Consider the following 24338-nt stretch of genomic DNA (forward strand, 5'->3'; position numbering starts at 1 on the left):
TTCACGAAGAGAACTGTGAAGAGCACGGGGGTAGCCCGAGTTTCTCGTGAACTCAGGCAGTACCATATTGAAATATTCCGACAGGATATTTGCGTAGTCAGCGCAGTCCTGGGCCTATACGCCTTCAGTGTGCTTTCAGCTTAAAAGAACAGGTGTGCCATCATCGCAATGACCGGCAAGGTCACCAGGGTGCGCACCAGGAAAATGATGAACAGTTGCCAGAGTTTCACCGGCAGCTTGCTGCCGAGGATAAGCGCGCCCACCTCTGAAAGGTAGATAAGCTGGGTCACGGACACTGCAGCGATGACGAAGCGGGTCATTTCCGTTTCAATGGATGCGGCCAGGATTGAAGGCACGAACATGTCTGCAAAGCCAACCATTAGAGTCGCTGAGGCTTTGGCCGCTTCGGGCACGCCCAGCAATTCCAGCAGCGGAATGAACGGCATACCCAGCCAGGTAAAGATCGGCGTCGTTTCTGCAATGACCAGAGCCACAGTACCTACCGCCATGATCACCGGCAGCACCCCGATCCATAGATCGGCCACGTTTTTCAGTCCCTGTTGCAGTACCAGACCAGGTTTACTGGCACGTTGCGCCTGTTGCAGGGCCTGGTGCCAGCCCCAACTCAGTACAGTATGTCCTTTCGGAATCAGGTCTTCATTGCCTTGCCGTTTCTTGCCGTTAATGTATTTGTCGGTAAAAAGCGATAGTGGTGGGATACGCGGGGTGATAACGGCTGCGGCAAAACCAGCAGCGCAGACGGCAGCATAAAATTGCAGAAACATATGCTCCAGGCGAACCTGGGCCAGAACCACCAGTGAAAACGTGATAGAGACGGTTGAGAAGGTTGTTGCCATGACCACACCCTCTCTCTGGGTGTAGTGGCAGTCCTCATATTGTTTGGTGGTCAGCATGATGCCTACGCTGCCATCACCGAGCCATGAGGCAAGGGAGTCAACTGCGCCACGGCCAGGCAGGGTAAAGAGCGGACGCATGATTGTGCTCATCAGGGTGCCCACCAGTTCCAGCAGACCGAAGTAGAGCAAGAGCGGCAGCAACATGCCGGCAAAAAGGAACACACCGAGAAGGGTAGGCAGCAGATCGAAGAGGATGAGCCCGCCGGTGTCTTCAGACCTGATAACTTCAGGACCGAAGCCAGATACGATGGCGAGCACCATCGCGGCACCTGCCATTCGGACCGCATACCAGCCGGGCGAAAGTTTGAACAATGCAGTCAATAAGGGGCTTTTACCCAACCAACTGGGCTTGGCAAACAGCACGTAGCTGCTCATCAGCGCACTGCTGCATATCAGAGCCGTGATAAGCCACTTTGCCCACTCCCCAATGCCGGTGGTAAAGAGTTTGGCCAGAATGGCAACGGGAATGGTTACAGAGCCATTATATGGAATAGGAGTCATAAACAAAAAGACTCCCAGTAAAGATGGCAGCAAGAAGCTGATTACCTTAGGCGAAGTTGTATCTATTTTGCCGGCCAGGTCGGCTACTTCGGAATTCTGCATAACTACAAACTGCTCCCTTCGTAAAACTGATAGGTTCAATGCCTACTGAAAAAAAAGCGGGAGAATAGCGTATATATGTAGGCAAGGCAACGACTAAATGGGCAGGTTGTTGTGGTGAAGTAGCCTCTGCGAAGTTCAACAAAATTGGGCATTGCAGCAAAGTTTGGTTATATTCGATTGTTATGAAAGTCAGTTTCTATGAGGGGCTTGTGGCGTCTGGGAAAGAATTTTTTTGAGTGTGAAAGGAAGGTATCCGGAGAGGGGAGCTGCGGAGAATCATAACCCCTCTGATATACCGGAGGCTGTTGGAGACTCCCTTCCTTGAACTGGGGTAAGGTGGAGGAAAAAGACACCAATGTTAAGAAAACGAGGACAAGGAGGTGTCCCTATGACCAATTAAACCAACATTCAAGGAACATACATGGCTTTTTGCTCCCTCAGAAGTGTGGCGGAAAAGTGTTGCATTACCTGATTCAGCTCAGTGCCGCGTACTTCAGAGTCTCGCGAGCTCGCTTACCAGCCAAGGAGTTGCTGCACGGTACGCGATGATCAGAAAGTTTTGATCTGGGCATAGGGTGCCTTTTTTCTGTTGGGTTCTGGATGTTTCGACAAGTGGTTATTATGCATAGCCGAAACGTCCTGATTCACCACGTCAAAAAGAAGATAAACGACTTGCCGGTGAGATCAAAGCGGCTCACCAGAGAAGCCGGGAAACATATGGGCCAGAAAGGTTACAAGGCGACCTGGCTGAGCATGGTATGCATGTATAGAGCCTTTGATGGATGTCATTTCGTTGCTCCCCATGAGAGGTGATGTTTGCATTACATAATTTTAGGAGGTTAGATACTTCGGCAGGATTTGCTGAAATACTGAGATGCTGCAGCCAATTCGGGAGAATTTGTAATATGTTGTAGGATCGGTGTTGATCGTTTACTGTGAAATGTTTAATGAAAAAGAAATTTCTTGCATCATTACAATAACGTGCAATTGAAGCCTAACTCTCTTTTGAGGGGGTGTCGTGAACGTCCAAGGTCAGGTAGTTTGCCTACTGCTGGCTGCTATGTTGATTTTCGCAGGAACAGCCAATTCCGCCGGTAACAGTTCTCCGAAAGCTCAGAACGGCCTGCTCGATCTTTCTGGCTGGGATTTTCAGCGTGACGGCAACATCAATCTCAACGGAGAGTGGGAATGGTACTGGCAGCAATTGCTTGACCCTTCTGATTTCAGCGTTGTCCCCCCTCCCCAGCCAACCGGGCTGGCAACCCTGCCCGGCGCCTGGAACGGAAAGGAAGTAGACGGCCAGACGCTTACAGGGAACGGCTTCTCAACTTACCGTTTAACTACACTTGTTCCGCGAGATGGGCGTATAAAGGCTATCAGTATCAAAAACCAGTCTTCCGCTTACGTTCTTTATATCAATGGACAGATCGTCGCTCGCAACGGTGAAGTGGGGACGGAACGTGACACAGTAACCCCCCGGTACCGGCTTGAGCAAAAACCTTTTCATGACAATAGCGGATCTCTCGAAATCATCCTGCAGGTGGCCAATTTCAATCACCGAAAAGGCGGGATTTGGAATCCCATCAAGCTTGGCAATGCTGACACCCTTCGTTCCGAACTAAACCTCCAGTGGATTTTCGATCTCAGCCTATTCGGCTGCCTCATGGTGATGGGGATCTATTATATTAGCCTGTATGTACTCTATCAGGATGATCGCTCCCCCCTGTACCTTGCCATTTTCACCCTCTTCATAGCTGCAAGGATTCTCGTTACCGGCAACTACTATCTAACCCAGATCTTTCCACACATACCGTGGGAACCGGCATACAAGTTTGAATTTGGTACGATCATTGTTGGCCCTGCAGGTCTGCTACTCTTTGTTGTCAGCGTGTTCGGTAAGAAGAAAAGAGACATGCCCGCATCAATCCTGCTAGGTTGCATGGCCATAATCGGTTGCATCACTCTCATAACACCCGCCCGGATCGCCAGCTGGCTCGTTGTTCCCTGTCAGCTGTTCATCCTGGTCATCTTCGTCTACATCCTCTATGTATTGGTCCGAGCCCTGTTTCAGGGTGACCAAAAAGCCGCTATTCTACTAGGCGGCATGCTGCTTTTAACGGTTACCGTCGTCATTGATATTCTCAGCGCCAATAAGCTCATCTACCTTAGCTACCTAACTCATTTCGGCATTTTCTTCCTCATTCTGTCCCAGTCGTTCGTTCTGTCTGTTCGTAGTTCAGATAGTTTTAGGCAGGTCAACATGCTATCCGGTGAACTAGCCAAAAAAAATCTCGCCTTGGAGCGACTGGACATGCTCAAGGATGAATTTCTTGTCAACACCACCCATGAGCTGCGCACACCACTGAACGGGATCGTGGGCATGGCTGAAAGCCTGCTTCAGCAAAATGGCGATCCTGCTTCATCAATGGCGCAGACCAGCCTGAAAACCATCATTGCCAGTGGAAGAAGACTGAACGGGTTAATCAATGATGTTCTCGATTTCGCTCGGCTGAAAAATCATGATGTAACGCTCAACCCCACGGCTGTCGATCTGAAAAGCCTCACGGACAGTGTTATTTACGGGCTGCAGCCACTGGCCGACAGGAAAGCGCTTCTGCTGATCAATGAGATTAGCGAGGACATACCAGCCATTCATGGAGATGAAGACCGTCTTCAGCAAATTCTCTACAACCTGATCGGCAATGGCATCAAGTTTACGGAAAAGGGGGTGGTGCGGGTTCATGCAGTTTTACAAGACAGTTGGGTGCGGGTATCGGTTTCCGATACCGGTATCGGCATTCCCCCGTCCCGCCTCGGGACGATCTTTTCCCCCTATGAGCAGGGAGACGCCGAGACGATTCACAAATATGGTGGCACCGGCCTCGGTCTGCCCATCGCGGCAAAACTCGTAACACTCCATGGCGGCACGTTAGAGGTTGATTCAGACGTACCCCGTGGCTCTGATTTCAGTTTCACCGTTCCAGCCAGCCAGCAATCATCTACCGTTGATCATGACCGGCGGGCGGTTCCATCGTTATCTCCCAACCACATACCCCACTGGCCGAAGGGGCGAGCTGTGGTTCCTGGTGAATCGATACTTGTCGTCGACGACGATCCAGTGAATCTACAGGTGGTTGGCCATCATCTCCAGGCAAAATCCATCCCCTTTGACCTTGCCGCCGATGGGGTTGAAGCCTTGGAAAAGGTTCAAGCTGGTCATATACCGGCCGTGATTCTGCTGGATATTATGATGCCGAAACTCGACGGTTATGCAGTCTGCCGGCAGCTACGGGAGAAATATTCCGCCGCCGAGCTACCAATCATCCTGCTTACCGCCCGCAGTGGTCTGGATAATCTGGTACGGGGGTTTAAGGCTGGCGCCAACGATTACATTACCAAACCTTTTGCCAGAGATGAACTGCTTGTCCGCGTGCAGACTCAGCTGGATCTACAAAAGGCCTATAAGACGTTGGAAGAGAACCTGCTGCTGAAAACGGAGATAAAGCGGCGAAAACGCACCGAGCTTGACCTGAAGGTCATGCAGCGGCGACTCGCTAGGATCCTTGATACGGTCAACGATGCGGTGCTTGCCGTTAATGAGAGTTTAGAACTGGTATTCGTCAATTCCAAAGGGGCCGCACAATTGGAAAGCGATGCGCTGGCGTTGCTCGGCCTCCACGTCGGGGAGGTGTTTACACCTGAAAGCAGGCGGGAATCCATGGAAGTTTTGGAGCAAATATTGAGTGATGGTGAAGGAGATGATCGAATCAGGGAAAAGCGATTCACCATTATGCGGCAGCAGAGCCCACCGCTTGCCTGTGCAATTCAGTTTGTCCGGCTGGAGATTGATGCCGAGCAATTGGTCGTACTCATCTTTACTCCTCAGGATCAATGGAACGGTGGCAACTATCCGGCTGACCAAATGTCGGTCCTGAAGCTGATTGAAGGGCTCAACACTACTCGACAACGTATGCTCTGCATGGAGGAATCTCTGCAACACCAATCGCCGGACGAACTGCAGCAGGTACAGAACAACTTTAAGCTCGTCCGGACTGCCCTGACGGAAATGGAATCGCGCCTGGCCGGGAATTCGAATGATATGATCAGAAAAAGCCTGGCCATCGAGGCCATGAATCTGTCCCTTGAATACTGGCAACAGTCAACTGGGTTGACCAAAGCCGACCTGGCGGAACAATCCGGCATCTGGAAAGTCTACACCAATCCGGATGGGTTTTCCCGCACCCAGACCCTGGATAAATACCTCGATGCGACCACCTTGCCCAACTATCCAAAATGGCATAATATCCTCGCCACTATTGAATTTGTTCTCGTTGCCTGCGACACCCCTTCCTTTGCAAGGGACTTGCTTGAGGAGCGGGCATTGCAGCTACGGTTGGCACCCTGATTGGCTTACCTATTGCCCCCCTGCCGGACTGAATACCCGACAGGCAGGAACCTGCTTTATTGAATAAGTGGTTAGCACAATGCGCTTTCTTGCTAAGTAGAACCAATCATGGGATATGGGTAGAGTCAGAACTTTCAGCATTGTCCGCAGGTATATAGGTCATCCCATCAAGGGTGAGGTTTTCAACTGCAAAGGCCAGGGTGTCTCCAGAATTTACCGATATCTTTCTGGATTCTAGGACAGCAACACCGTTTTTGTCGGTCCCTTTCGTTACGACCATAAGTAACGAGGCGTTGAGCTCCCAGCGTCCGGAAACCGATACACCCTTCAATGGCATGCCGTTCCCGTCAGTAACAGTAACGAGGGACTTGCCGAGATAGCTGGAACCCCTTTTCATCAGAAGCAGATCCATATCAGCAATGTGCATCCTTGCATCTGGGGCTATGGAGGCGTCATTCACCGTCACGATGAACGTATCGGCTCCTGTTGCCCCGCCATTATCTTCGACGGTCAGGGTAATAACATGTTCACCGATTGAAAGAGGCACAGCCAACGTCGCGGCTGTGCCGAGTATTGTTTCACCGTCCTGCCAGAGATAGGAGATGATTTGCCCGTCAGGATCCGATGAAGCGGAGCCGTTAAGCAGTACGGTTTCCGCTCCATCACCATCCTCATCGTCAATGCTCCGATCATTACCACCATCCACCACCGGTGGTTGATTGGCGACAACGGTCACTGTTACTTCATCCGTAGCACTCATGCCTTCATTGTCCGTAACCGTCAAGGTGATCGAATGCTCCCCTATTGAAAAACTGCCGGTGAAGACTTCTGCTGTTCCAAGGACACGTTGATCTTCGGTCCATAGGTAAGAAAGAGGAAAGCCTTCGGGGTCCATCGAGGCCGACCCGTCGAGTGTATACAACTCAAAACTATCTCCATCAGCGTCCGAGAGCGTGTCACCGGTCCCGGCATCGGCCGTCGGAGGCAGGCTCGGCAAAGGTGCGGCTGGCTGGCCGATGACGGAGACATCGTCTATGTACCAACCTTCGAAATCGTTATACATCTTGTCAACGGTGTCGAACGAAAACCGGAGACGGATTATTTCGCCATCGTATGCTGCGATGTCCAGTGTTTCCTGAGCCATGATGTTATCGGTGCTCCTGCTGGTAAATATCTCAGTAAATGAAGCTCCGTCGTCTGTACTGATGGCTACAAAGGCCTTGTCGAAATTCGGATCATCTTCCGTTTCAAGGTAGTGGTTGAACAGGAGTGTTGAAAAGGTGACCGTGGTCAGGTCAATCGGGGGCGAGATGAGATAGCCCTCGTTGGCAGCTCCGGTATCGTAGTTGAGAGTATTGTCAATTCCATAGTGCCATGATGTGGAAATGCTTGAGTACCGGGTGCCGGAGAGGTGCCAGAGGGCTGTCTCGCCCTGGACAGTCCATGGATCATTTTCCTGCTCAAAATCATCGTAAAAGATTGTTGTCAACTCCGGCTGCTCCAATGATACCTTGCCGAGCAGAGCATCATATCCGTTGAGTCTTCCGCCTGTTGCAACCCTGCCCCTGAGGCCGATTGCAGGTGATACGGCGTTGAGTATACGGTCTTTCACTGTGATGATTGTCGATGCTGGGAATTCGGCCATAAGCAGCGCTGCGACACCGGTGACGTGTGGTGCCGCCATTGAGGTTCCGCTCATGTGTTCATATGACTCATTTGGGGTGGTTGACAGGATATCCACTCCCGGTGCGCCCAGATGTACTGTGGAAGGGCCATAGTTCGAAAAAGCTGCAAGGTTGTCATTGTGGTCCGTTGCGGCAGTTGAAATGATGTTCGGTAAATCGTATGCGGCGGGATAAAAAGGGGTTATATCAGTGAAGGAGCTACTGTTGCCTGCTGCAGCAATGACAAGATGATCTGCAGCTCCGATAGCCTCCTTGAGCGCTTGTGAAAAGCCTTCGCTTCCCCAGCTGTTATTTGACAACTTGGCCCCCTTCTGTACTGCGTACTGGATGGCTTCGATTGCATCGGTCACGGTTCCGTTGCCGGTGGCATCCAGAAATTTCAGAGGCATAATGCTGGCCGACCAGCATACCCCCGCACTGCCTGTACCATTGTTGCCTGCGGCTGCAATGATCCCAGCGACATGAGTTCCATGGGAATGATCGTCGTAAGGATCATTATCACCATTGGCAAAATCCCAGCCCCGGATATCGTCGACAAACCCGTTATTGTCATCGTCAATACCGTTGCCTGCTATTTCGCCATCGTTTGTCCACATGTTAGGAGCAAGATCAGGGTGAGTATAGTCCACACCGGAATCGATCACCGCCACAATCACGGTGGAGGCATCGGATCGAACATCCCAGGATTCGGGGGCGAAAATGTCGGCTTCTGTCGTTCCCCCAGTCTGCCCGTTGTTAAATAGACCCCAAGATTCATGGAAATAGGGGTCATTTGGAAACATCGCCGCGTGAACTATGTAATTCGGTTCGGCATATTCTACCCTGCGGTCACGTCGGTATTGTTGTACGAGTTTATCTATAGATCGCCCTTGGCCGTGAACCTTCAGTTTCATGAAGCGACCTTTCCGATTTTCAGATAATACGGAGGTCTGATGAAGTTGGTTGATGCTGTTGATCTCATTCCGACTGGTTCCGGATGTATATTTTACTATAATTTCATCCTGTACAAATCTTAAGTTCCGGTGACCGGCCTGAATCGAGGCTGAAGCTGTTGATGTCATACAAAGTAAAACGAGCACACCATACATGAGTTGAAATGAAGGCCGCATTTTTCTTACCTTTGCTTTTGATGTCGAACAGGTTGATAACAGCCGGGACCGATCTGGCAGACCGGTCCCGGCTGCACCCAGCCACAGGAGCGGCCATTGCCTGGGGAGCCTCTCCTGTAAATCTTATCTTATTGATCAAAAACAATTTTACTGCGCTGACCCTCAGGCACCAGGAGGAGTGTGCGATTATCCTCCATATACTTCTTGATTGCCGCAAGCTGGTCTTCCAGGTCCAGAAGTTGTGTGTTGGTATTGCCTGAACTTGTCCTGAGCTCGCTGATATCACTTTTGAGGAGGTTTACATCCTCCTGCAAGACCACGACCTTGCCTTTCTTGCCTTCCGAGGTGTTGAACTGGTTCCAAATCTGCTTGCTGCAGGCTTTGGAGTCGTCTGCTTGATAGGACTTAGCCATTTCCCCACTGAGGGCGACGATTTCTTTTGCATCACTCAATGCAGTGATCACTCCTTTGGAGAAATCACTAAGCCCCTTGGCGACGTGGGCTGCGATCGTAAGCGGTATACAGCTTGCCTTGGCATTGAATCCAGCAATATCTTGGCCAGCGGCATCACTGGCTACATCTTTTGCGGTATCAAGTATTTCAACCCCAATATCAGTTAAAACGAGATTTGCATTCCAATAGGCAATAATACCTTGAAGAACCGTTTCAGCCACAAGGAAACCGCTTACCGGATCAGTCGTGACGTTGTCGCAGGGGTCTGCTGGGGCTTGGGGTTGGTAGTCGGCCTGGGTTACCGGCATGGCGGCAAGTATGGCTCCCAATTCGGAGATCATTGCGCGCTGCTGGGCAAGCATCACATTTGCAGTACGGGTGGAAGAAATGGCATCCTTCAAACTCCCGACGAAGCGCTCTTTATTCTGGCCTTTTCGTGAAACCCCGTTGCCATCAGTTTTGTCCTTACAGACCTGATCACACATGTTCGCTTCGCGCTCATTTACCCAGACATTTTCTCCGTATAGATTTGTAGCGGAAAAGACATCACATTTTCCATTGCCGAACTTGTCTTTACCATATCCTTTATCCACCCAGGAGTAACCAGGTGGCAGGTAATTGTCATCTGTTAGGGACTCGTAGTAGAGCAGGTCAGAATCCTTGCAGTTGTTCCCCTGCTCCTTGTCGGCCTTTGACAGCATCTCGTCATAATCCTCGTCGGTGGCCGTATCATTCATCTCACGGGCCCGACGGTTGTCGTTACGTAGTGTTTCAATCCTGTCAATGAGTTCGGGTTGAGGATTAACCCCGGTCTGCACCCTGATAACTGCAAAAATCCCGGCTGATTCCATTTCCTTAAGCATATCATCAGCCTGGTCGATCATTTCGTCCTCCTGGTCGAGGATATCTGACATGCAGGCAGAAACAGAGCCATTTTCACAGCTTTTCTGTGATTCGGCTAGAGCAACCGCGGCTCCGAACAGAAAAAAATACAGACTGAAAAAGAGCATCGCTAAAAAAGGAACCATCTTGATGCTAGGCACCGTATGCCTTCTGCGTCCTGGAGTACTCATTTTAGCCTCCCTGATTTGAAATTGTACGCTGTTTGATTGCGCATGCGGACGTGAAAGCCTGTTGCAATAGCAACCTGTCCGACAATTTACCTGTTTGTTTTGGATCACTGGATACGCTTACAACATTCGAGCTGGCCTGGGCGAAGGAAAAAATTTACGTGACGGCCGGAAGAACAGGAGTGCGATTACTGCCGGATCAATTCCCCCCAAAAAAAGACAATGTCCTTTAACGAAGCAAAATCACCTGTGTTCCCTATCCCCTTCATCGCGCTAAAGAAGATGTGCTGACTGAATTTTGGTGCAGATTCTCAGATACAAAGAAAATGGCGGTGTCTGCAAGAAGAGACCGTGTTAAAATTGTTAAAATAACAACATGTATATGAATTTATTTAACTTTTCTTTGTGGGTTCGATCTGGGTTTGTTCATTTCAAGAAACGTTAGCCGAATATCTCCAGCTCATGAAAACGTGTATCACACAGCTCTGGGGAAGCAGGGCAGTTTCAGGCTGAGCCAGAAATCGCCGAACTAGAATTTTAGATAAAGACGAACGGTAAAATATAGATGATAGAGAAGGTAAGACAGATAAAGAAGTGCCTTTTCAACTGATTGTCCCCATGGCAAAATCTGACGGCCGTATCCTCTTGTGCCGGTTTTCCCACGAAGTTCTTTGGAATCGCAATGTCGTATTCACAGGGGGTAGACTCCCAGTGGCATCAGGATGACAATCCTCAGGGCATGCGACAGGCGAGAAAGGGACTGATTTAATTTCTGATGCAAGAGAATACCCGCCACCTCTCCTGAAAGATGACTGACAATCATATGTCATCAAACTCTCGATAGCCCAGAAGAGAATAGCATTACTGTGAGATTTCAAGGTGGGGCGCCGAAACCAAGGTTAAGGTTCCTTCTGTGAATTTTTCCGCGGCTATATGAAAACGATGGGAGATCGTCAGATTTGATTGCGCTACAGTTGTAGGGAGTGTGTTATCGGATCTTTTTTTCAGTTTTTACCTCGCAATAATAGCCTCTCAGGGGTGCTGTTGCGCAAAAAAAAACATAATTTTTAAAACAGTTCCTAGCGGAATTTACCCGGGTCAAGGCTCAGGCGCTGACACAGCTTTTGGATGGCGACCCTGGACAAACCGCTTATCCTGGCGGCCTCAGAGACATTGCCTGACGTCTCCTTGAAGAGCTGTTCAAAATAATTTTTGGTAAACCTGTCGGCGACCGCAGCCTTCATCATTTTGTACGGGCCGAGTTCGCCGTCGATGTTGGGTACGGCCTGGCCGGGATTTTCGATACGTCCCACAGTGGCCATGGTGATATTGGCTCCCCCGGAGAAAATCACCAGTCTTCGTATATAATTCTGCAACTCCCGAACATTGCCGGGCCAATCCTTGGTGCTGAGGTAGGAGAGTACATCGGGCTCCAGGTCGGTTTGTTCGATACGCATCTCCTTGCAGGTCTGGTCGAGGAAAAACCGGGTGAGCAGGGCGATATCCTCAACACGTTCCCTGAGCGGCGGCAAATGTATTGTCACCACATTCAAGCGGTAATAGAGATCTGCCCTGAAGGTGTTTTGGTTGACCTTCTCCTCAAGTTGCTGGTTGGTGGAGGCGATGATGCGTACGTCTGTTTTATAGGTTTTGGTGGAACCTACCGGGCGAACCTCTCCTTCCTGTAGAAAGCGCAGAAGTTTCAACTGCATGGCGTGGGAAATGTCACCGATTTCATCCAGATGCAGGGTGCCCAGGTTGGCGGATTGGATCAGACCATCCCTGTCCTTGTCCGCCCCGGTGAAGGCGCCCTTGGTATAACCGAACAGCTCGCTCTCCATCAGCGAGTCGGGAATTGCCGGGCAGTTCACAGCGATAAATGGTTTATCGCTACGGTTGCTGAGCTGGTGCACCATGCGGGAGGCGAGTTCCTTGCCTGTACCTGATTCACCGAAGATGAGCACGGGATAATCGGAAACTGCAACCATCTGCAGGGATTTCTGAACCTCGAGCATTGCCGGGCTCTGACCGAGCAATATATCGCTCTTGTTACCCTCCAGCATTTTTTTAAGCCGGCTGTTCTCCTGCTCGAGCCGGATATATTCTCTTACCTTATTCAGCGTGCTATAGAGCTGATCCGATGCAACCGGTTTGGTGAGAAAATCGAAGGCGCCCAGGCGCACAGCCTCTACAGCCTTTTCAATGGTGCCATAGCCTGTCAGGAGCACAACCTTGATACCGGGTTGGATCTCCAATAGTTTTTTGGACAGGGTAATACCGTCCATGCCTGGCATACGGAGATCGGTGATGACCAGATCTACCTGGTTACCGGCAACTGCGGCCAGAGCCTCTTCACCGCTTGAGGCAGTACTGATTTGTATCTCAGGGTATTCCACCGAAATCAGCCTGGAAAGACCACGGCTGAAGTCGGGCTCGTCATCGACGAGAAGTATATGCATTTCAACCTTCATGGTTGTGTTCCTTAACTATCGCTGGCGGGGAAATTCAATTCAAAGACAGCACCGCCTTTTGGCAAAGAACGGGCTTCAATAGTGCCACCTAACTCTTCCATGGAACGGTAGATGATTGCCAGTCCCAGGCCTGTTCCTTTGTTCACGTCCTTGGTGGTGAAAAACGGGTCAAATATGTAGGGGTGGATGGCAGGGTCGATGCCGGTGCCACTATCTTCGACCCTCAATTGTACCACATTTGTTTCTTTAAGGTAATCAATGTAAACATCTATGGTGCCGTTTGCCTCCGAAACCGCGTCAAGTGCGTTAAGGAGTAAATTGAGTACGATGTGTTCAATAACACTTGGTTCGACCAATACCCTGCGATGAGCATCGGAGCGGTGACAGCGAAGGGTTACATTTTCTTTAGCCGCCTTCACTTTGAACACATTGGTTACCCCCTCGGTGATATCGCCAATTACAGTGTGGCTGGACATGGAAACTTTGGGTCGGGCAAAGTTCAGCAGATCGAGCAGTACCGCCTGAGCCTGCTGGGTATGTTTGAGAACCACATTGATATCTTCCTGCAATTCAGGGTCGGAGACCGATTTTTTCAGCAGCTCGGCATAACAGAGAATTACGCCGAGCGGGTTGTTCAACTCATGGGCCAGGCCGGCAGCAAGCTCACCCACCGTGGCCATTTTCTCCGATTGAACCATCTGCTGGAGAACTCGTTTGTGTTCGGTATTCTCCTGAATTGACAGAATAAGGCGAGGAGGCTGGTCACCTGCGGGTATCAGCGGGAAGGTGGAAAGCAGGAAGCTTCTGCCGCCATCGATGGTAATCTCTTTTGATTTTGAGCTGTATGGTGGATCTTCCGGCAAAAGTTCGGAAACCTCTTTGCCACCGAGGGACACAAGGCATTGAGTTATTGTCTGCTTCCTGTCGTTAAAAGCAAGTGATTCAAGCAGATTGTTCGCTGCGTCATTGGCCATGATAATCGCCCCCGGGTGTTCTATCAGCATCAACGGATCTGTGATACCCTCAAAAATCGCCTGGAGGTTGTTGGTCTGGCGCAATACGGAATCAAGTGCCGCAAGGTTCTCTGCAGCGATACCAAGCTGCCGGCCAACGGCATTAAACATCTCTACTTCATCGTCGCTGAAGCTTTTACCGGGAGGGCGCTGTAGATACAATAATCCTTCGATATTATCATCACTGCTGCCAATGGGAATGAATACAGTGTTATACTGGGCAACTATCCGTGGTCGAGTGAGAAGATCTACGTGATTTGCAGGCAATGCCGGGGCCATGGCGCCTGGCGGCCAGCTATAGCTGCGGTTACTGGAAAATGTGCAGATGTATGATGCAGACTGCAGACCAAGTGTCCTGGTGAGTACAGGCAACACTGATTGCCAGAGATCGGACTGTTTCTGACTTGCTTTCAGTGACCTGAGAATATCGACGAAGAGCTCGAAATCCCGGCGCCTGCGTAAGTTTTCTAAAGAGAGCTGCTCTGTTCTGCGTGCTACTTCTGCTTCGAGATTGGCTGTGTGACTCTTAAGTTGTTTGTCTGTCTCATAGAGATGCTGGCCCAGTCCCTCCATGGCTTCTATCATCTCTTCAACTTCATCGCCGTGTTCCACTTTCTTGAGCAACTCGCTGCCTTTCTGGTCTTTAAAACTATTACGGAACTGGCTGGTGAGAGTGCGCAGGTTAACAATGACAACCCTTTGAAATGCCTGATAAATAAGAAATAGAACCAGGCATGAAATTGTCAGGTAGATAACAACATAGAGCAGGAACTCACTGTCATTTTTGGCAGCATACTCTTTGGTGGGGATGCCAACCAGATCTATGCCGTCGATGGAATCAAGAGTGTGATAAAATCCCGAATCCGGATAAAGATCTGCCAATTCTTTGGGGGAGTCGGCTGGGTCACCATGGCAGAGCAGGCAACTCTGACCGTAGCGAACAGGGCGGGCCATGATGTAAACGTCCTGCTCCCTGATCTTCTTTGTACCCGTCCAGAGCTCCTGATCCTGGTTGTCCCGAAAATATTGAACCAACTCCTTTTCAACCTTATTTGCCTCAAATTCGGGATTTCTTGCCCCGATAGCTACCCGTCGGAAAATATAGTTCAGGCTAGCGGAATGATTCTGCTCCATGACGCTGCGGGTGATGAAGGAGGAGGACATCGCTTCTCTTATAAACTTGTCGGGAACCTCTTCAAACATCTTTGGGCGCAGGGATAGCTGTACATATTTTTTAACAGAATCGACCTGGTCGAGAACGATCTCCGCTCTGGTGCTTACCTCATCCTGCAGGGTTTTCTGCATGAAAAACCAGAGGCCGGTGATATTGATGACACTGATGATCATTATGATGAAAATCAGGCCTAGGATAAATTTGCTTTGCAGTGAATATAGTCGGGGAATTCTCATGATACCTTTTCGTTGCTCTGGTACTTCGATTGATGCCGGTTTTTTGATTTGAGAGTTTTCGGGCATCGGTTCAGTCGAAATGTACCTTATTTTTCAGAGCAGCGAAAGATATCGAGTTGTGCGCAGGATTTTGAGGGTCCTGCCGGGTGAGACCTTTTTGGGGTGCAGCAAAAGAGCAAAGGGGCTCTTGCCGGTTTATTCACCCACAATGGCACTGTTTTTTTGGATTGCCGCGATGCGTTTTGGTCGGTCGGCAAAATACTCGATGGTAGATCTGGCATTCATGTCGGCATGTGAAACAATCTCCACGCTGGTGTAGTAGAAATTGCCAGTCTCGATGCCGGTTTCGTCTATGTAATCTGCAAGCCCCTGGATAGAGTCGCTGGAACTGGTGATTGCAGGCAAAACGTAGAAGGTAACACCCCAGACTGCGATAAGGCTGGCTGCAAGTTGGCTAATACCTTTTACTTTTGATTTTTTCAATTCCTTGCTCATTTGTGCCTCCAATGAAGGGGCAGCGGAACCCGAAGGTTCCGCTGCCAGATGTACTTTTTTCAACTGTACTACTTTACATTCCACGTATCCACGAATCAGATTGCTGCGGTGATTTCCGGGAACACCAGGTAGAACATGATGTAGGCCATGGTAAGGGTAAGTACCAGGTTGAGGGACTGACCGCATACGTAGAGAATGAACGGCTTACCACCCTTGAAGTAGGGAGCCAGCTCACGGAAGTTGGTAGCCAGACCGATCGCTGCAAAGGAGAAGCAGAAGAACCAGTCACGGCAGATGCGGGTGAAACCTCTCAGTACACCGTTGTCGATCATGGTGAAACCAGCGTCCGGACCGATCTTGGTGTAAAGGAAAGAGAAGAATACGGAAGCCGCGAGGAAGCCGAGTACGAACTTCGGAAAGCGGTGCCAGATTTCCATCCAGCCAACCTTGTTGCCGGTCTCTTTCGGCTCTACCTTCATGGTCCAGTACACCGCGATACCAAAAGCGGTAACACCGATCAGAACGTTCTGGATCATCTTGATGGTTGCAGCAACATAGAGTGCTTTCTCGGAGAGGAATGCTCCAGCTGCGGCAACAGCACCGGTTGCATCGATGGTACCACCCATCCAGGCACCACCAAGGATGTACGGCATACCGGTGGCTTTAATGATGGCCGGCATAACGATCATCATGATGGAGGTGAAAACCAGGGACAGGCCGATGGCGAGGGTCAGCTCTTCTTTCTTGGCGCGACATGCTGCGGCGGCTGCGATTGCGGCAGAGGTACCACATACGGACATGTCGGAAGAGATGACCATGTTCAGGGTCTTGGATTCAATCTTCAGCACTTTCTGGCCAAACCAGAAGGTAGTGATGAGTACAACAGGGGTAACGAACCATGCTACGAAGATACCAGGAACACCGATTGCTACGATCTTGTTAAAGAGGATCTCACCACCGAGCAGAACAAGACCGGTCTTGATGAAGAACTCAACCTGCAGGGCAGGCTTAACCCAGTCGGGAGTGCCGACGGTGTTAGCTATCAGCATACCGAGGAAGATTGCCCAGGCTGCGTAACCGAAACCATAATGTTTAGCGGTGGCCTGACCGGCCATGAGATAGGCGAATACAGAGAGTGCAAAAACAGCGGTAAAACCGATAAGGAATTTCTTTACATCGCCACCCATGAAATGGATACCGATGGAGAAGAACAGACCTGAGACTACCATAAAGCCGAGCAAACCAGGAATGACATTATACGGTTTGGCGTTCGCCTTGGATTTGGCAGAAGAAGCCTTGGCGTTGGCGCGTCTCCACTGATCAATCTCTGTCTCAGCAGTTGCATTCAGAGAAGCATTGGCAAAACCTGCAGCAGCGGCGATATCCTGGGCGGCCAATGCGGTGGCGCGTGCTTCAACAGCGGCAGCGGCTGCTTTTTCGGCGGCAGGCGCTTTCTTTACGTTGATCGCGTCAGCCTGTGGCTGGGTTCGGTACAGTGCATCAAGTGGATTGCTGGTCCAGCCTTTAGGCTTGTCCATGAATCCTGCGATCTTTTTAGCAAAACTCTGATTTCTTGCCCGAACTTTCTCTTTTGCGTCCTGAGCTTCAAAGAATTCTAAAGTCTTGAATGGTGCCTTTGCAGCTTCCTGCTCCATGATGGCATTTGATTTATCAAATACCTCGTGCATGTTTGCCGGTGGCCGTGGCATAAAAATGATGAGACCTGCGATAAGCAGGGAAAAACCGAGCCAAATTGCCCAGTAATCTTCCTTCAACCACAAATCGCTCCACTTGCTTTGTCCTGTGTCGACGACGATATTACTGTCGACTTGAGTCTTTGCTTCTGCCATGATTCTCTCCCGTGAGTTAAAATGCTCAAGTGTAATGCCTAAAAAATGTTCACCCGGATGCCCTGATTGAGACCAGGTGAAAACTGCTTTATATCAACACTGGTCATACCAGCAAATCTCATGCCATTATGTGAATTATTTCCTAACTATTTAATGTTAGGCACCGGGTGCGCAAATGCACAGAATGGCCACAATGTGGATGTGTAAACTCAGGTTTGCAGTTGTGGCTATCAGGTTTGCACTGCTGGGCGCGGGTGTGGTGGTTGTGAAAAGTCTCTAGCTCAAGGGCCTGATATTGCGTTTTTTGACTATAGCTTTTGCTGAAGAGTGAAACTGATGAAGGTGCAGGGGGAAGGGGTGCTTTGGGCATGCCTTTGGAGCAGGTGGTGCTGCTGGTCCGGATTGCTGATTGTTCAGGTGTTGCCAGATCCAAGATTTTGACAGTACGTCATGTTGTTCTAATTTACGGGCTGAAATACGGGAAAAGGTGTGAATCGTAAGGGCTGTACCCTGAGGGCATCTCTTAAATAGTATTGTTTGATATGGTGTGAAAAAACGCTTAGGGCAATTCGTACTGGATCTCTGCCATGTTGCCGTGTTTTGTAGCAAAAGTAGGTTGACTTCCTTTCGAGTTCTGAGGGGGGATTACCGGGCTGGGGCAGCCTTTTGCAGGCGGGAAAGACTGGTGGCATGAAAAAAGGCGGTAGGTGAGCAGATTGCCGTGAAGCAAGCTACTCACATACCGCCTTTAAATACGTGTGGGGTACGTTGGAATGAAAGGTCGTGAGGTCTGTTGTTGTTACTTATGGGCAAAATACTCGATGGTTGAACGGGTGTTGATATCGGCCTGAACGACAACTTCGACGCCTGTATAGTAGAATTCACCAGTATCGATTTCAGATTCATCAATAAAGTCAGCAAGTGTAAGGATGTCGGGGTGAGACTGGGTCAACGCAGGCAGAACATGAAATGTAGTGGCCCAGACGACAAAGCAGCAGGCAATGAGTTGGGCAAAGCCCCGAACCTGGCTTTTGGGTGATGCAGTTTCCATAGATTTCTCCTCGGTGAAGAATGCGGCGGAGCCTGTAAGGGCTCCGCCGCATTGTGTTCTATCTGCCCGGGTTATCCCCGTGCAGTTTTACTGTTTAATTCCCCAATTGTATTAGATCGCAGCAGTGATCTCCGGGAATACCAGATAGAACATGATATAGGCCATGCCAAGGGTAAGAACCAGGTTCAGAGACTGGCCGCATACATAGAGGATGAAAGGCTTGCCGCCTTTGAAGTAGTGAGCAAGCTCACGGAAGTTGGTAGCAAGACCGATTGCAGCAAAAGAGAAGCAGAAGAACCAGCCGCGGCAGGTCTTGGTGAAACCTCTCAATACTCCGTTGTCGATCATGGTGAAACCAGCGTCCGGTCCGATCTGGGTGTAGAGGAAAGAGAAGAAAACAGAAGCCGCGAGGAAGCCGAGTACGAACTTCGGAAAGCGGTGCCAGATTTCCATCCAGCCAACTTTGTTGCCGGTCTCTTTGGGCTCTACCTTCATGGTCCAGTAAACAGCGATACCAAAAGCGGTAACACCGATCAGTACGTTCTGGATCATCTTGATGGTTGCAGCAACGTAGAGTGCTTTCTCGGAAAGGAAGGCACCGGCAGCGGCAACGGCACCAGTCGCATCAATGGTACCACCCATCCAGGCACCACCGAGGATATACGGCATACCGGTGGCTTTAATGACGGCCGGCATAACGATCATCATGATGGAGGTGAAAACCAGGGACAGGCCGATGGCGAGGGTAAGTTCTTCTTTCTTGGCGCGACATGCTGCGGCGGCAGCGATAGCTGCAGAGGTACCACACACGGACATGTCAGAGGCGATAACCATGTTCAGAGTCTTGGACTCCATCTTCAATACTTTCTGACCGAACCAGAAGGTAGTGATAAGTACTGTAGGGGTTACGAACCATGCTACGAAGATACCAGGAACACCGATGGCAACGATCTTGTTGAACAGTACCTCGGCACCGAGCAGTACCAGGCCGGTTTTGATGAAGAATTCCACCTGAAGGGCAGGCTTGACCCAGTTAGGCGTGCCGACAGTGTTGGCGATAATCATACCGATGGCGATGGCCCAGGCAGCGTAGCCAATGCCGTAGTGTTTAGCGGTAGCCTGGCCTGCAAAGACGTAGGCAAGAATACTTACTGCAAAAACAGCGGTGAAACCTTTCAGGAAGCCGGTAACGGAGCCACCCATAAAGTAGATACCGATCGAGAACAGCAGACCGGTGGCAACAAACATTCCAAAGAGGCTCGGGAAGAGGTTAAAAGGCTTGTTTTTGGTTTTTTTCTTGGCAGAAGATTCTTTGGCGTTGGCGCGTCTCCAGTCATCAATCTTCTTTTCAGCAACACTGTTCAGCTCGGTGTTGGCGAAACCAGCGGCAGCAGCAGCATTTTCAGCGGTAATTGCAGCAGCTTTAGCGGTAACTGCAGTTACCTTGGCAGCTTCATATTTAGGTTTGGCAGCAGCGTTTTTAGCATCTGCCTGTTCCTGGGTCATGATGAAAGCATCAAGTGGGTTTGTGGTCCAACCTTTCGGCTTGCTCATGACTGCAGCGAGATCTTTAGCGAAATTTTGACTTCTTGCCTTGATTTTTTCCTTTGCGTCCTGGGCTTCGATAAAAGCTACAGTTTTAAATGGAGCTTTTGCTGCTTCCTGCTTCATGATTGCATTTGAAGTGTTGAACACTTCCTGCATACCTTCCGGCTGACGTGGCATAAAGATAGCCAGGCCGGCAAGCAGCAGGGCAAAGCCGAGCCAGATCGCCCAGTAATCTTCCTTCTTCCATAAATCACTCAACGAACTTTTTGCTTCGTCGACGACAACGGTTTCTGTCTTGATCGTACTGTCTGCCATAATTCCCTCCCTGAGATTAAAGCAAAATTGTTTGCAACAGATACCGGCCCACTCCGGCAGGTATCGCTAATAAAAAATGCTATGAAAAATGTTTGATTCCAGGAGAGCAAGCTTTGTGCCATATTGGTTCCGCATGAAGAAAATAACCCAATAACAACGCGGTACTCAGCGGAGCTGGATATTGTCGGGAAGAGAATTGCAGAAAATGTGTTAAGGCCTGTTTGCACACAGGGAAGGTACTATCTTTTCCATGCAGCGAAATATCATGCAGGAGGTGAAAAAACAGTTCAAGGCAGGATAGGATTCGACGATCTGTCTCAGCTCCGATGGAGCTGGTCAGATTTTGTGGTTCAGTTGTTGCGGAGCTGGTCTGATGTCCGTAGTTTGGCTGGGGACAGAACCGAGCTCTTTAAAGAAGACCGCTCTGCCTGATATGTGCTTTGCAATTTCTGAGCGCAGGCGACTATGGGAGAGCCCAGCAGCTGGGTGACACCAATCGTAGCGAACACATTTTCTGAAAACTGCGAGAAGTATCTGGAGTTTACGGCCCTGTGCACCACCATGGGAAGCAGGAACTCAGGATCAAATTCGGTTACAATCAAGCCGTTACGTTCAAACTCCTGAGAAATTTCTTTGCGGGTGAATAGAGTGTAGTTCCTGGTGTTTTTTTCAAAGAGTTTCTTTATCGGGAAAAGCATGGAGTAGAGGATGTTGGTACTGCGCCAATCGGGATAATCTATAATTACTGCTTTTTTGGCGACTCTACTCAGTTCTCGAATGAGAAGTTGCCAACGTTCGACATGGGATATAAGCCTGAATGCGAGAACCACATCGAAACAGTTGTCTTTAAACGGCAGGTTGAGCATGTCGCAGGTATGGTAGCTGTAGCTTCCCTGTAAACCTGCGGCCAGCAACCTCTCTTCGCAACAATCGTCACTGCCGGTTATGGTTACATTGTAACCTTTCTGGATGAGGGGGATTGCCAGTTGGGCATGGCCTCCGCCCACGTCGAGAATTGTTGGCCTGTAGTAACCCCCCAGGTATTTCTCAACTTTCGCTAATTGAATCTCGAGGAAATACTCACCGGTCTTGCCATGAAATCTGCTGGCATAATCTTCAGAAGAAGTTAAAATATCAGGTGTTTCTTTGTACTTATCCATAAAGCTTCCTGTCAGTACGCTGAATGGTTGTTGGCTTGTTTTCGGTATTTTTTCTCTGTGCTATCTGTATGTGCGGTCCTGCAGTTCGGGGATAACCCCGGTGGACCACTCGATCCGCGCCAGGGATCTCAAGTATGTGTAATACGTTACAACCAGATTAGTCTGGTTTTGGGTAAGAAGCAACTGGGCATCGTTAAATTCCAGCCAGTCCCCAAGACCTGTTTGATACCGTTTATCGGCCAGTTCCAGGTTCTCTTCGGCGAGCCCCAGAGACTGGCCGGCAATATCAACACCTTCTTTGTTTTCAACAGCACGCAGGTAGCTGTCAGTTACCTGTTGCGTCACTGACAGGTTGAATTGGCGATAACCTGCGGTAACTTCACGCAGGTTGGCCTTGGCCTCGGCAACCAGCCCCTCTGTCTCAAAGCCGGAGAAAAGCTCCCAGGTGGCACCGACGCCTACCTGCCAGGTGTCATTCAGGCTTGAGATATCGGTATCGTAACCTGTATATGAGCCGGTCACACCGATGGACGGCCAGTAGTCGCCTTTGGCCGAGCGAAGATTTGCTTCAGCCGCTTCAATGAGGTAGCCGAATCCACTCAACCCAGGTCGGTTTTGCTCCGCGGTAACCAGAAGGTTATTCAATGTATCGGGGATCGGTGGCTTATCTGTAACCAAGTCCCCCAGACCGGTCTCATCTATTACAACCTGATAGTCCCCGTTGTTGGGTGCACCACCTAAAGTTTGCTCAAGCGCAACCCTGGCCGACTGTAAATCAGCTTTGGCCTGCACCAGGCCCAGCCGTTCGTTAGCCAGGTTGACCTCAGCGTTCGTCACATCGATTCTGGTTCGTATACCCGCCTCCAGATATTTTCTGGCCCGATAGAGTTGGCGCGTATAATTAGCTACAGCCTCTTCGGCTACGACAATGAGCTCCTGACTCTCAAGTACATCGTAGAATTGATTTTTTACATCGAGGACCACATCGTGATAAACTTGTCTGAGATTTTCTTCTGACGCTGCAACATTGAAGGCGCTGGCATCGATCAGACCGGTGGTTCTGCCGAAGTCATAGATGAGCTGGGAGAGTGTCAAAAGCAGGGAGGCGACGTTATCTTCATCCTCAGGACTCAGACCGTCAACATATACCCTGCCGTAGTCAGCAGTAGTGCCTAGACGCGGAAGGTAGCCGGATTTCGCCTGGGTCAGTATTCCCGCATCTCCTGCGAGCTGCTGTCTGGCAATTTCTATCTGCGGATTTTGCTGAAGGGCGATCTCTATCAGGTCATTGAGCCCGAGTTGAGACGTCTCCGATCGAAGCTGACCAGGAGCAAATAGTGTGAGGCTGATTACCAGAAACGAAAACAGGCTGGACATACGGTACATAATATCTCTCCGAACGAAAAATTATTGAGCGTTCTGCCAAGCATCAGCACGTGACTGTTGAGTTTGAGTTACGCCCGGTATGGGGCAACTCTGCAACTCATCGAAAAACAATCTATCTAAATGTCTTTTATGGTAGAACAGAATTTGATTTAGAGCAACAATGTGTTAGATGTTAAAGGAATCTTTATTACGATTACACCTTAAAGGGGGATATAGATGACCCATCTGAGTCGTATTATCTGGCTGTTGCTTACCCTGGTGATGGTGCAGGGCTGCAGTGAGGAAAAGAAGCAGGGACCGCCTCAGGAACCGCCGCCCCTTCCGGTTGAGGTAATATCAGTACAGGCTGAACAGTTGCCAGTCTGGCTGGAGTATACCGGCAAAACTGAGGCCACCAAACGGGTAGAGGTGCGGGCCAGGGTGGCAGGCAAGCTCATGGAGGCACTTTTTGCCGAGGGAGATTATGTCAAGAGAGATGACATCCTGTTCATCATCGAAAAAGATACCTATGAAGCTGCCCTGGACAGTGCTAAAGCGCGTCTTGAACAGAACAAAGCCTCCTTGGCTCTGGCACGCAGGGATGTTGAGCGCTACCAGCCACTGGTGGCCGAAGAACTGGCTCCGCGAGCCACCCTGGATCAGTATGAAGCCCGGGTGGCGGAACTTGAGGCAACCTTGAAAGCGGACCAGGCAGCGATCAGGGAAGCGGAGTTGAACCTGAGCTACACCGATGTACGGGCACCGATCTCCGGCAGGGTGAGTAGAAAGTTCGTGGATGTGGGAAATATCGTCGGATATGGAGAACAGACTGTTCTGACAACCATAATCAGTGACGACCCCTTGTACGCATATTTCAATCCGACCGAGCTGCAATTCCAGATCATGCGCAAATACATGTCACAGGACAACATGGAAGCCAGGGTCAACGTGCCCGGTAATTCTGGCAACCTGTTGGAACGAGGTCAACTGACCGGTTCTGTGGATTTCAGCGATAACAGGGTAGATCGCACCACAGGCACCATCACCATGCGGGCTGAAGTCGGTAACCCGGATCACAGTGTGCTGGAAGGAACATTTGTCTATGTCGAGGTAATGGTGACGGATCAGGCAAGTTTTATGGTGGTACCCCCTGCGGCTGTAAATGAAGATCAGCGCTCCACCTTTGTCTATATCGTTGACGAGGAGAGCAGGATCAAGCGAGCCGACGTGGTGAAGGGATATGAGAGCAGGCACTACACGATAATTACCGAAGGTCTTGAAGGTGGAGAGCAGGTGATAATTTCCAGTCTTGCCAAGCTCCAACCAGATAGGAAAGTGGACGTTACCGATGTGAGCGACAGCAAAGGTATCAGAGCGTATCTGAGAGAGCAAAATATGCTGCCTGAAACGGAGTAGCT

At 50.0% G+C, this 24338-nt stretch carries 14 protein-coding genes; 3 read left to right on the plus strand and 11 right to left on the minus strand.

The features are described 5' to 3' along the window. Nucleotides 1-140: 140 nt before the first annotated feature. Nucleotides 141-1520: a YjiH family protein gene (locus tag ACN5NT_RS09715; protein ID WP_136798606.1), complete on the minus strand. Its 1380-nt coding sequence runs from the start codon at nt 1518-1520 to the stop codon at nt 141-143. A 621-nt stretch (nt 1521-2141) separates the two neighbouring features. On the opposite strand from ACN5NT_RS09715, the gene ACN5NT_RS09720 reads away from it, so the two are divergent. Together ACN5NT_RS09720 and ACN5NT_RS09725 are read left to right on the plus strand one after the other, a co-directional pair. Continuing rightward, entirely contained in the window at nt 2142-2333 is a 192-nt protein-coding gene (locus ACN5NT_RS09720; protein WP_419175287.1) for a hypothetical protein, read from the plus strand. Between the two features lie 205 nt (nt 2334-2538). Continuing rightward, nucleotides 2539-5925 carry an ATP-binding protein gene (locus ACN5NT_RS09725; RefSeq protein ID WP_419175288.1) on the plus strand — a complete coding sequence of 1129 codons (3387 nt, stop codon included), beginning with the start codon at nt 2539-2541 and terminating at the stop codon, nt 5923-5925. Nucleotides 5926-6031: 106 nt separating this feature from the next. On the opposite strand, the gene ACN5NT_RS09730 is transcribed toward ACN5NT_RS09725, so the two are convergent. From ACN5NT_RS09730 to ACN5NT_RS09775, 10 genes are all read right to left on the minus strand, one after another. Next, nucleotides 6032-8719 (minus strand): S8 family serine peptidase, encoded by a 2688-nt coding sequence (locus ACN5NT_RS09730; protein ID WP_419175289.1) that lies wholly within the window; start codon nt 8717-8719, stop codon nt 6032-6034. Nucleotides 8720-8847: 128 nt separating this feature from the next. Beyond that, a complete protein-coding gene (locus ACN5NT_RS09735) occupies nt 8848-10245 on the minus strand; it encodes a hypothetical protein (protein ID WP_419175290.1) in 1398 nt (465 codons plus the stop codon). A gap of 1076 nt (nt 10246-11321) precedes the next feature. After that, entirely contained in the window at nt 11322-12713 is a 1392-nt protein-coding gene (locus ACN5NT_RS09740) for a sigma-54-dependent transcriptional regulator (protein WP_419175291.1), read from the minus strand. Nucleotides 12714-12724: 11 nt separating this feature from the next. Then, the gene (locus tag ACN5NT_RS09745) at nt 12725-15136 is read right to left on the minus strand and encodes a c-type heme family protein (RefSeq protein ID WP_419175292.1); all 2412 of its coding nucleotides are present in this window, start codon (nt 15134-15136) and stop codon (nt 12725-12727) included. 195 nt (nt 15137-15331) lie between these two features. Next, nucleotides 15332-15631, minus strand: a complete 300-nt coding sequence (locus ACN5NT_RS09750) for a hypothetical protein (protein WP_136798612.1) — start codon at nt 15629-15631, stop codon at nt 15332-15334. Nucleotides 15632-15726: 95 nt separating this feature from the next. Further along, nucleotides 15727-17481, minus strand: a complete 1755-nt coding sequence (locus tag ACN5NT_RS09755) for a YeiH family protein (RefSeq protein ID WP_419175293.1) — start codon at nt 17479-17481, stop codon at nt 15727-15729. 799 nt (nt 17482-18280) lie between these two features. After that, the gene (locus ACN5NT_RS09760; protein ID WP_136798614.1) at nt 18281-18532 is read right to left on the minus strand and encodes a hypothetical protein; all 252 of its coding nucleotides are present in this window, start codon (nt 18530-18532) and stop codon (nt 18281-18283) included. 111 nt (nt 18533-18643) lie between these two features. After that, nucleotides 18644-20395 (minus strand): YeiH family protein, encoded by a 1752-nt coding sequence (locus ACN5NT_RS09765; RefSeq protein WP_419175294.1) that lies wholly within the window; start codon nt 20393-20395, stop codon nt 18644-18646. Between the two features lie 350 nt (nt 20396-20745). Further along, on the minus strand, nt 20746-21555 hold the full coding sequence (locus ACN5NT_RS09770) for a class I SAM-dependent methyltransferase (protein ID WP_419175295.1): 810 nt from the start codon (nt 21553-21555) through the stop codon (nt 20746-20748). Nucleotides 21556-21615: 60 nt separating this feature from the next. Continuing rightward, a complete protein-coding gene (locus tag ACN5NT_RS09775; RefSeq protein WP_419175296.1) occupies nt 21616-22941 on the minus strand; it encodes a TolC family protein in 1326 nt (441 codons plus the stop codon). A 216-nt stretch (nt 22942-23157) separates the two neighbouring features. Between ACN5NT_RS09775 and ACN5NT_RS09780 the strand changes: the two genes are divergently transcribed. Then, nucleotides 23158-24336 carry an efflux RND transporter periplasmic adaptor subunit gene (locus ACN5NT_RS09780; protein WP_419175297.1) on the plus strand — a complete coding sequence of 393 codons (1179 nt, stop codon included), beginning with the start codon at nt 23158-23160 and terminating at the stop codon, nt 24334-24336. Nucleotides 24337-24338 lie beyond the last annotated feature (2 nt).

Source organism: Desulfosediminicola sp. (assembly GCF_048381775.1).
GTDB classification, from domain to species: Bacteria; Desulfobacterota; Desulfobulbia; order Desulfobulbales; family Desulfocapsaceae; genus Desulfopila; species Desulfopila ganghwensis.

What these genes read in the sequence shown, in the direction of transcription:
- ACN5NT_RS09715 (WP_136798606.1), bottom strand. Translation starts at nt 1,520, where the DNA reads ATGCAGAATTCCGAAGTAGCCGACCTGGCCGGCAAAATAGATACAACT.
- ACN5NT_RS09720 (WP_419175287.1), top strand. Translation starts at nt 2,142, where the DNA reads ATGCATAGCCGAAACGTCCTGATTCACCACGTCAAAAAGAAGATAAAC.
- ACN5NT_RS09730 (WP_419175289.1), bottom strand. Translation starts at nt 8,719, where the DNA reads ATGCGGCCTTCATTTCAACTCATGTATGGTGTGCTCGTTTTACTTTGT.
- ACN5NT_RS09735 (WP_419175290.1), bottom strand. Translation starts at nt 10,245, where the DNA reads ATGAGTACTCCAGGACGCAGAAGGCATACGGTGCCTAGCATCAAGATG.
- ACN5NT_RS09740 (WP_419175291.1), bottom strand. Translation starts at nt 12,713, where the DNA reads ATGAAGGTTGAAATGCATATACTTCTCGTCGATGACGAGCCCGACTTC.
- ACN5NT_RS09745 (WP_419175292.1), bottom strand. Translation starts at nt 15,136, where the DNA reads ATGAGAATTCCCCGACTATATTCACTGCAAAGCAAATTTATCCTAGGC.
- ACN5NT_RS09750 (WP_136798612.1), bottom strand. Translation starts at nt 15,631, where the DNA reads ATGAGCAAGGAATTGAAAAAATCAAAAGTAAAAGGTATTAGCCAACTT.
- ACN5NT_RS09755 (WP_419175293.1), bottom strand. Translation starts at nt 17,481, where the DNA reads ATGGCAGAAGCAAAGACTCAAGTCGACAGTAATATCGTCGTCGACACA.
- ACN5NT_RS09760 (WP_136798614.1), bottom strand. Translation starts at nt 18,532, where the DNA reads ATGGAAACTGCATCACCCAAAAGCCAGGTTCGGGGCTTTGCCCAACTC.
- ACN5NT_RS09765 (WP_419175294.1), bottom strand. Translation starts at nt 20,395, where the DNA reads ATGGCAGACAGTACGATCAAGACAGAAACCGTTGTCGTCGACGAAGCA.
- ACN5NT_RS09770 (WP_419175295.1), bottom strand. Translation starts at nt 21,555, where the DNA reads ATGGATAAGTACAAAGAAACACCTGATATTTTAACTTCTTCTGAAGAT.
- ACN5NT_RS09775 (WP_419175296.1), bottom strand. Translation starts at nt 22,941, where the DNA reads ATGTACCGTATGTCCAGCCTGTTTTCGTTTCTGGTAATCAGCCTCACA.
- ACN5NT_RS09780 (WP_419175297.1), top strand. Translation starts at nt 23,158, where the DNA reads ATGACCCATCTGAGTCGTATTATCTGGCTGTTGCTTACCCTGGTGATG.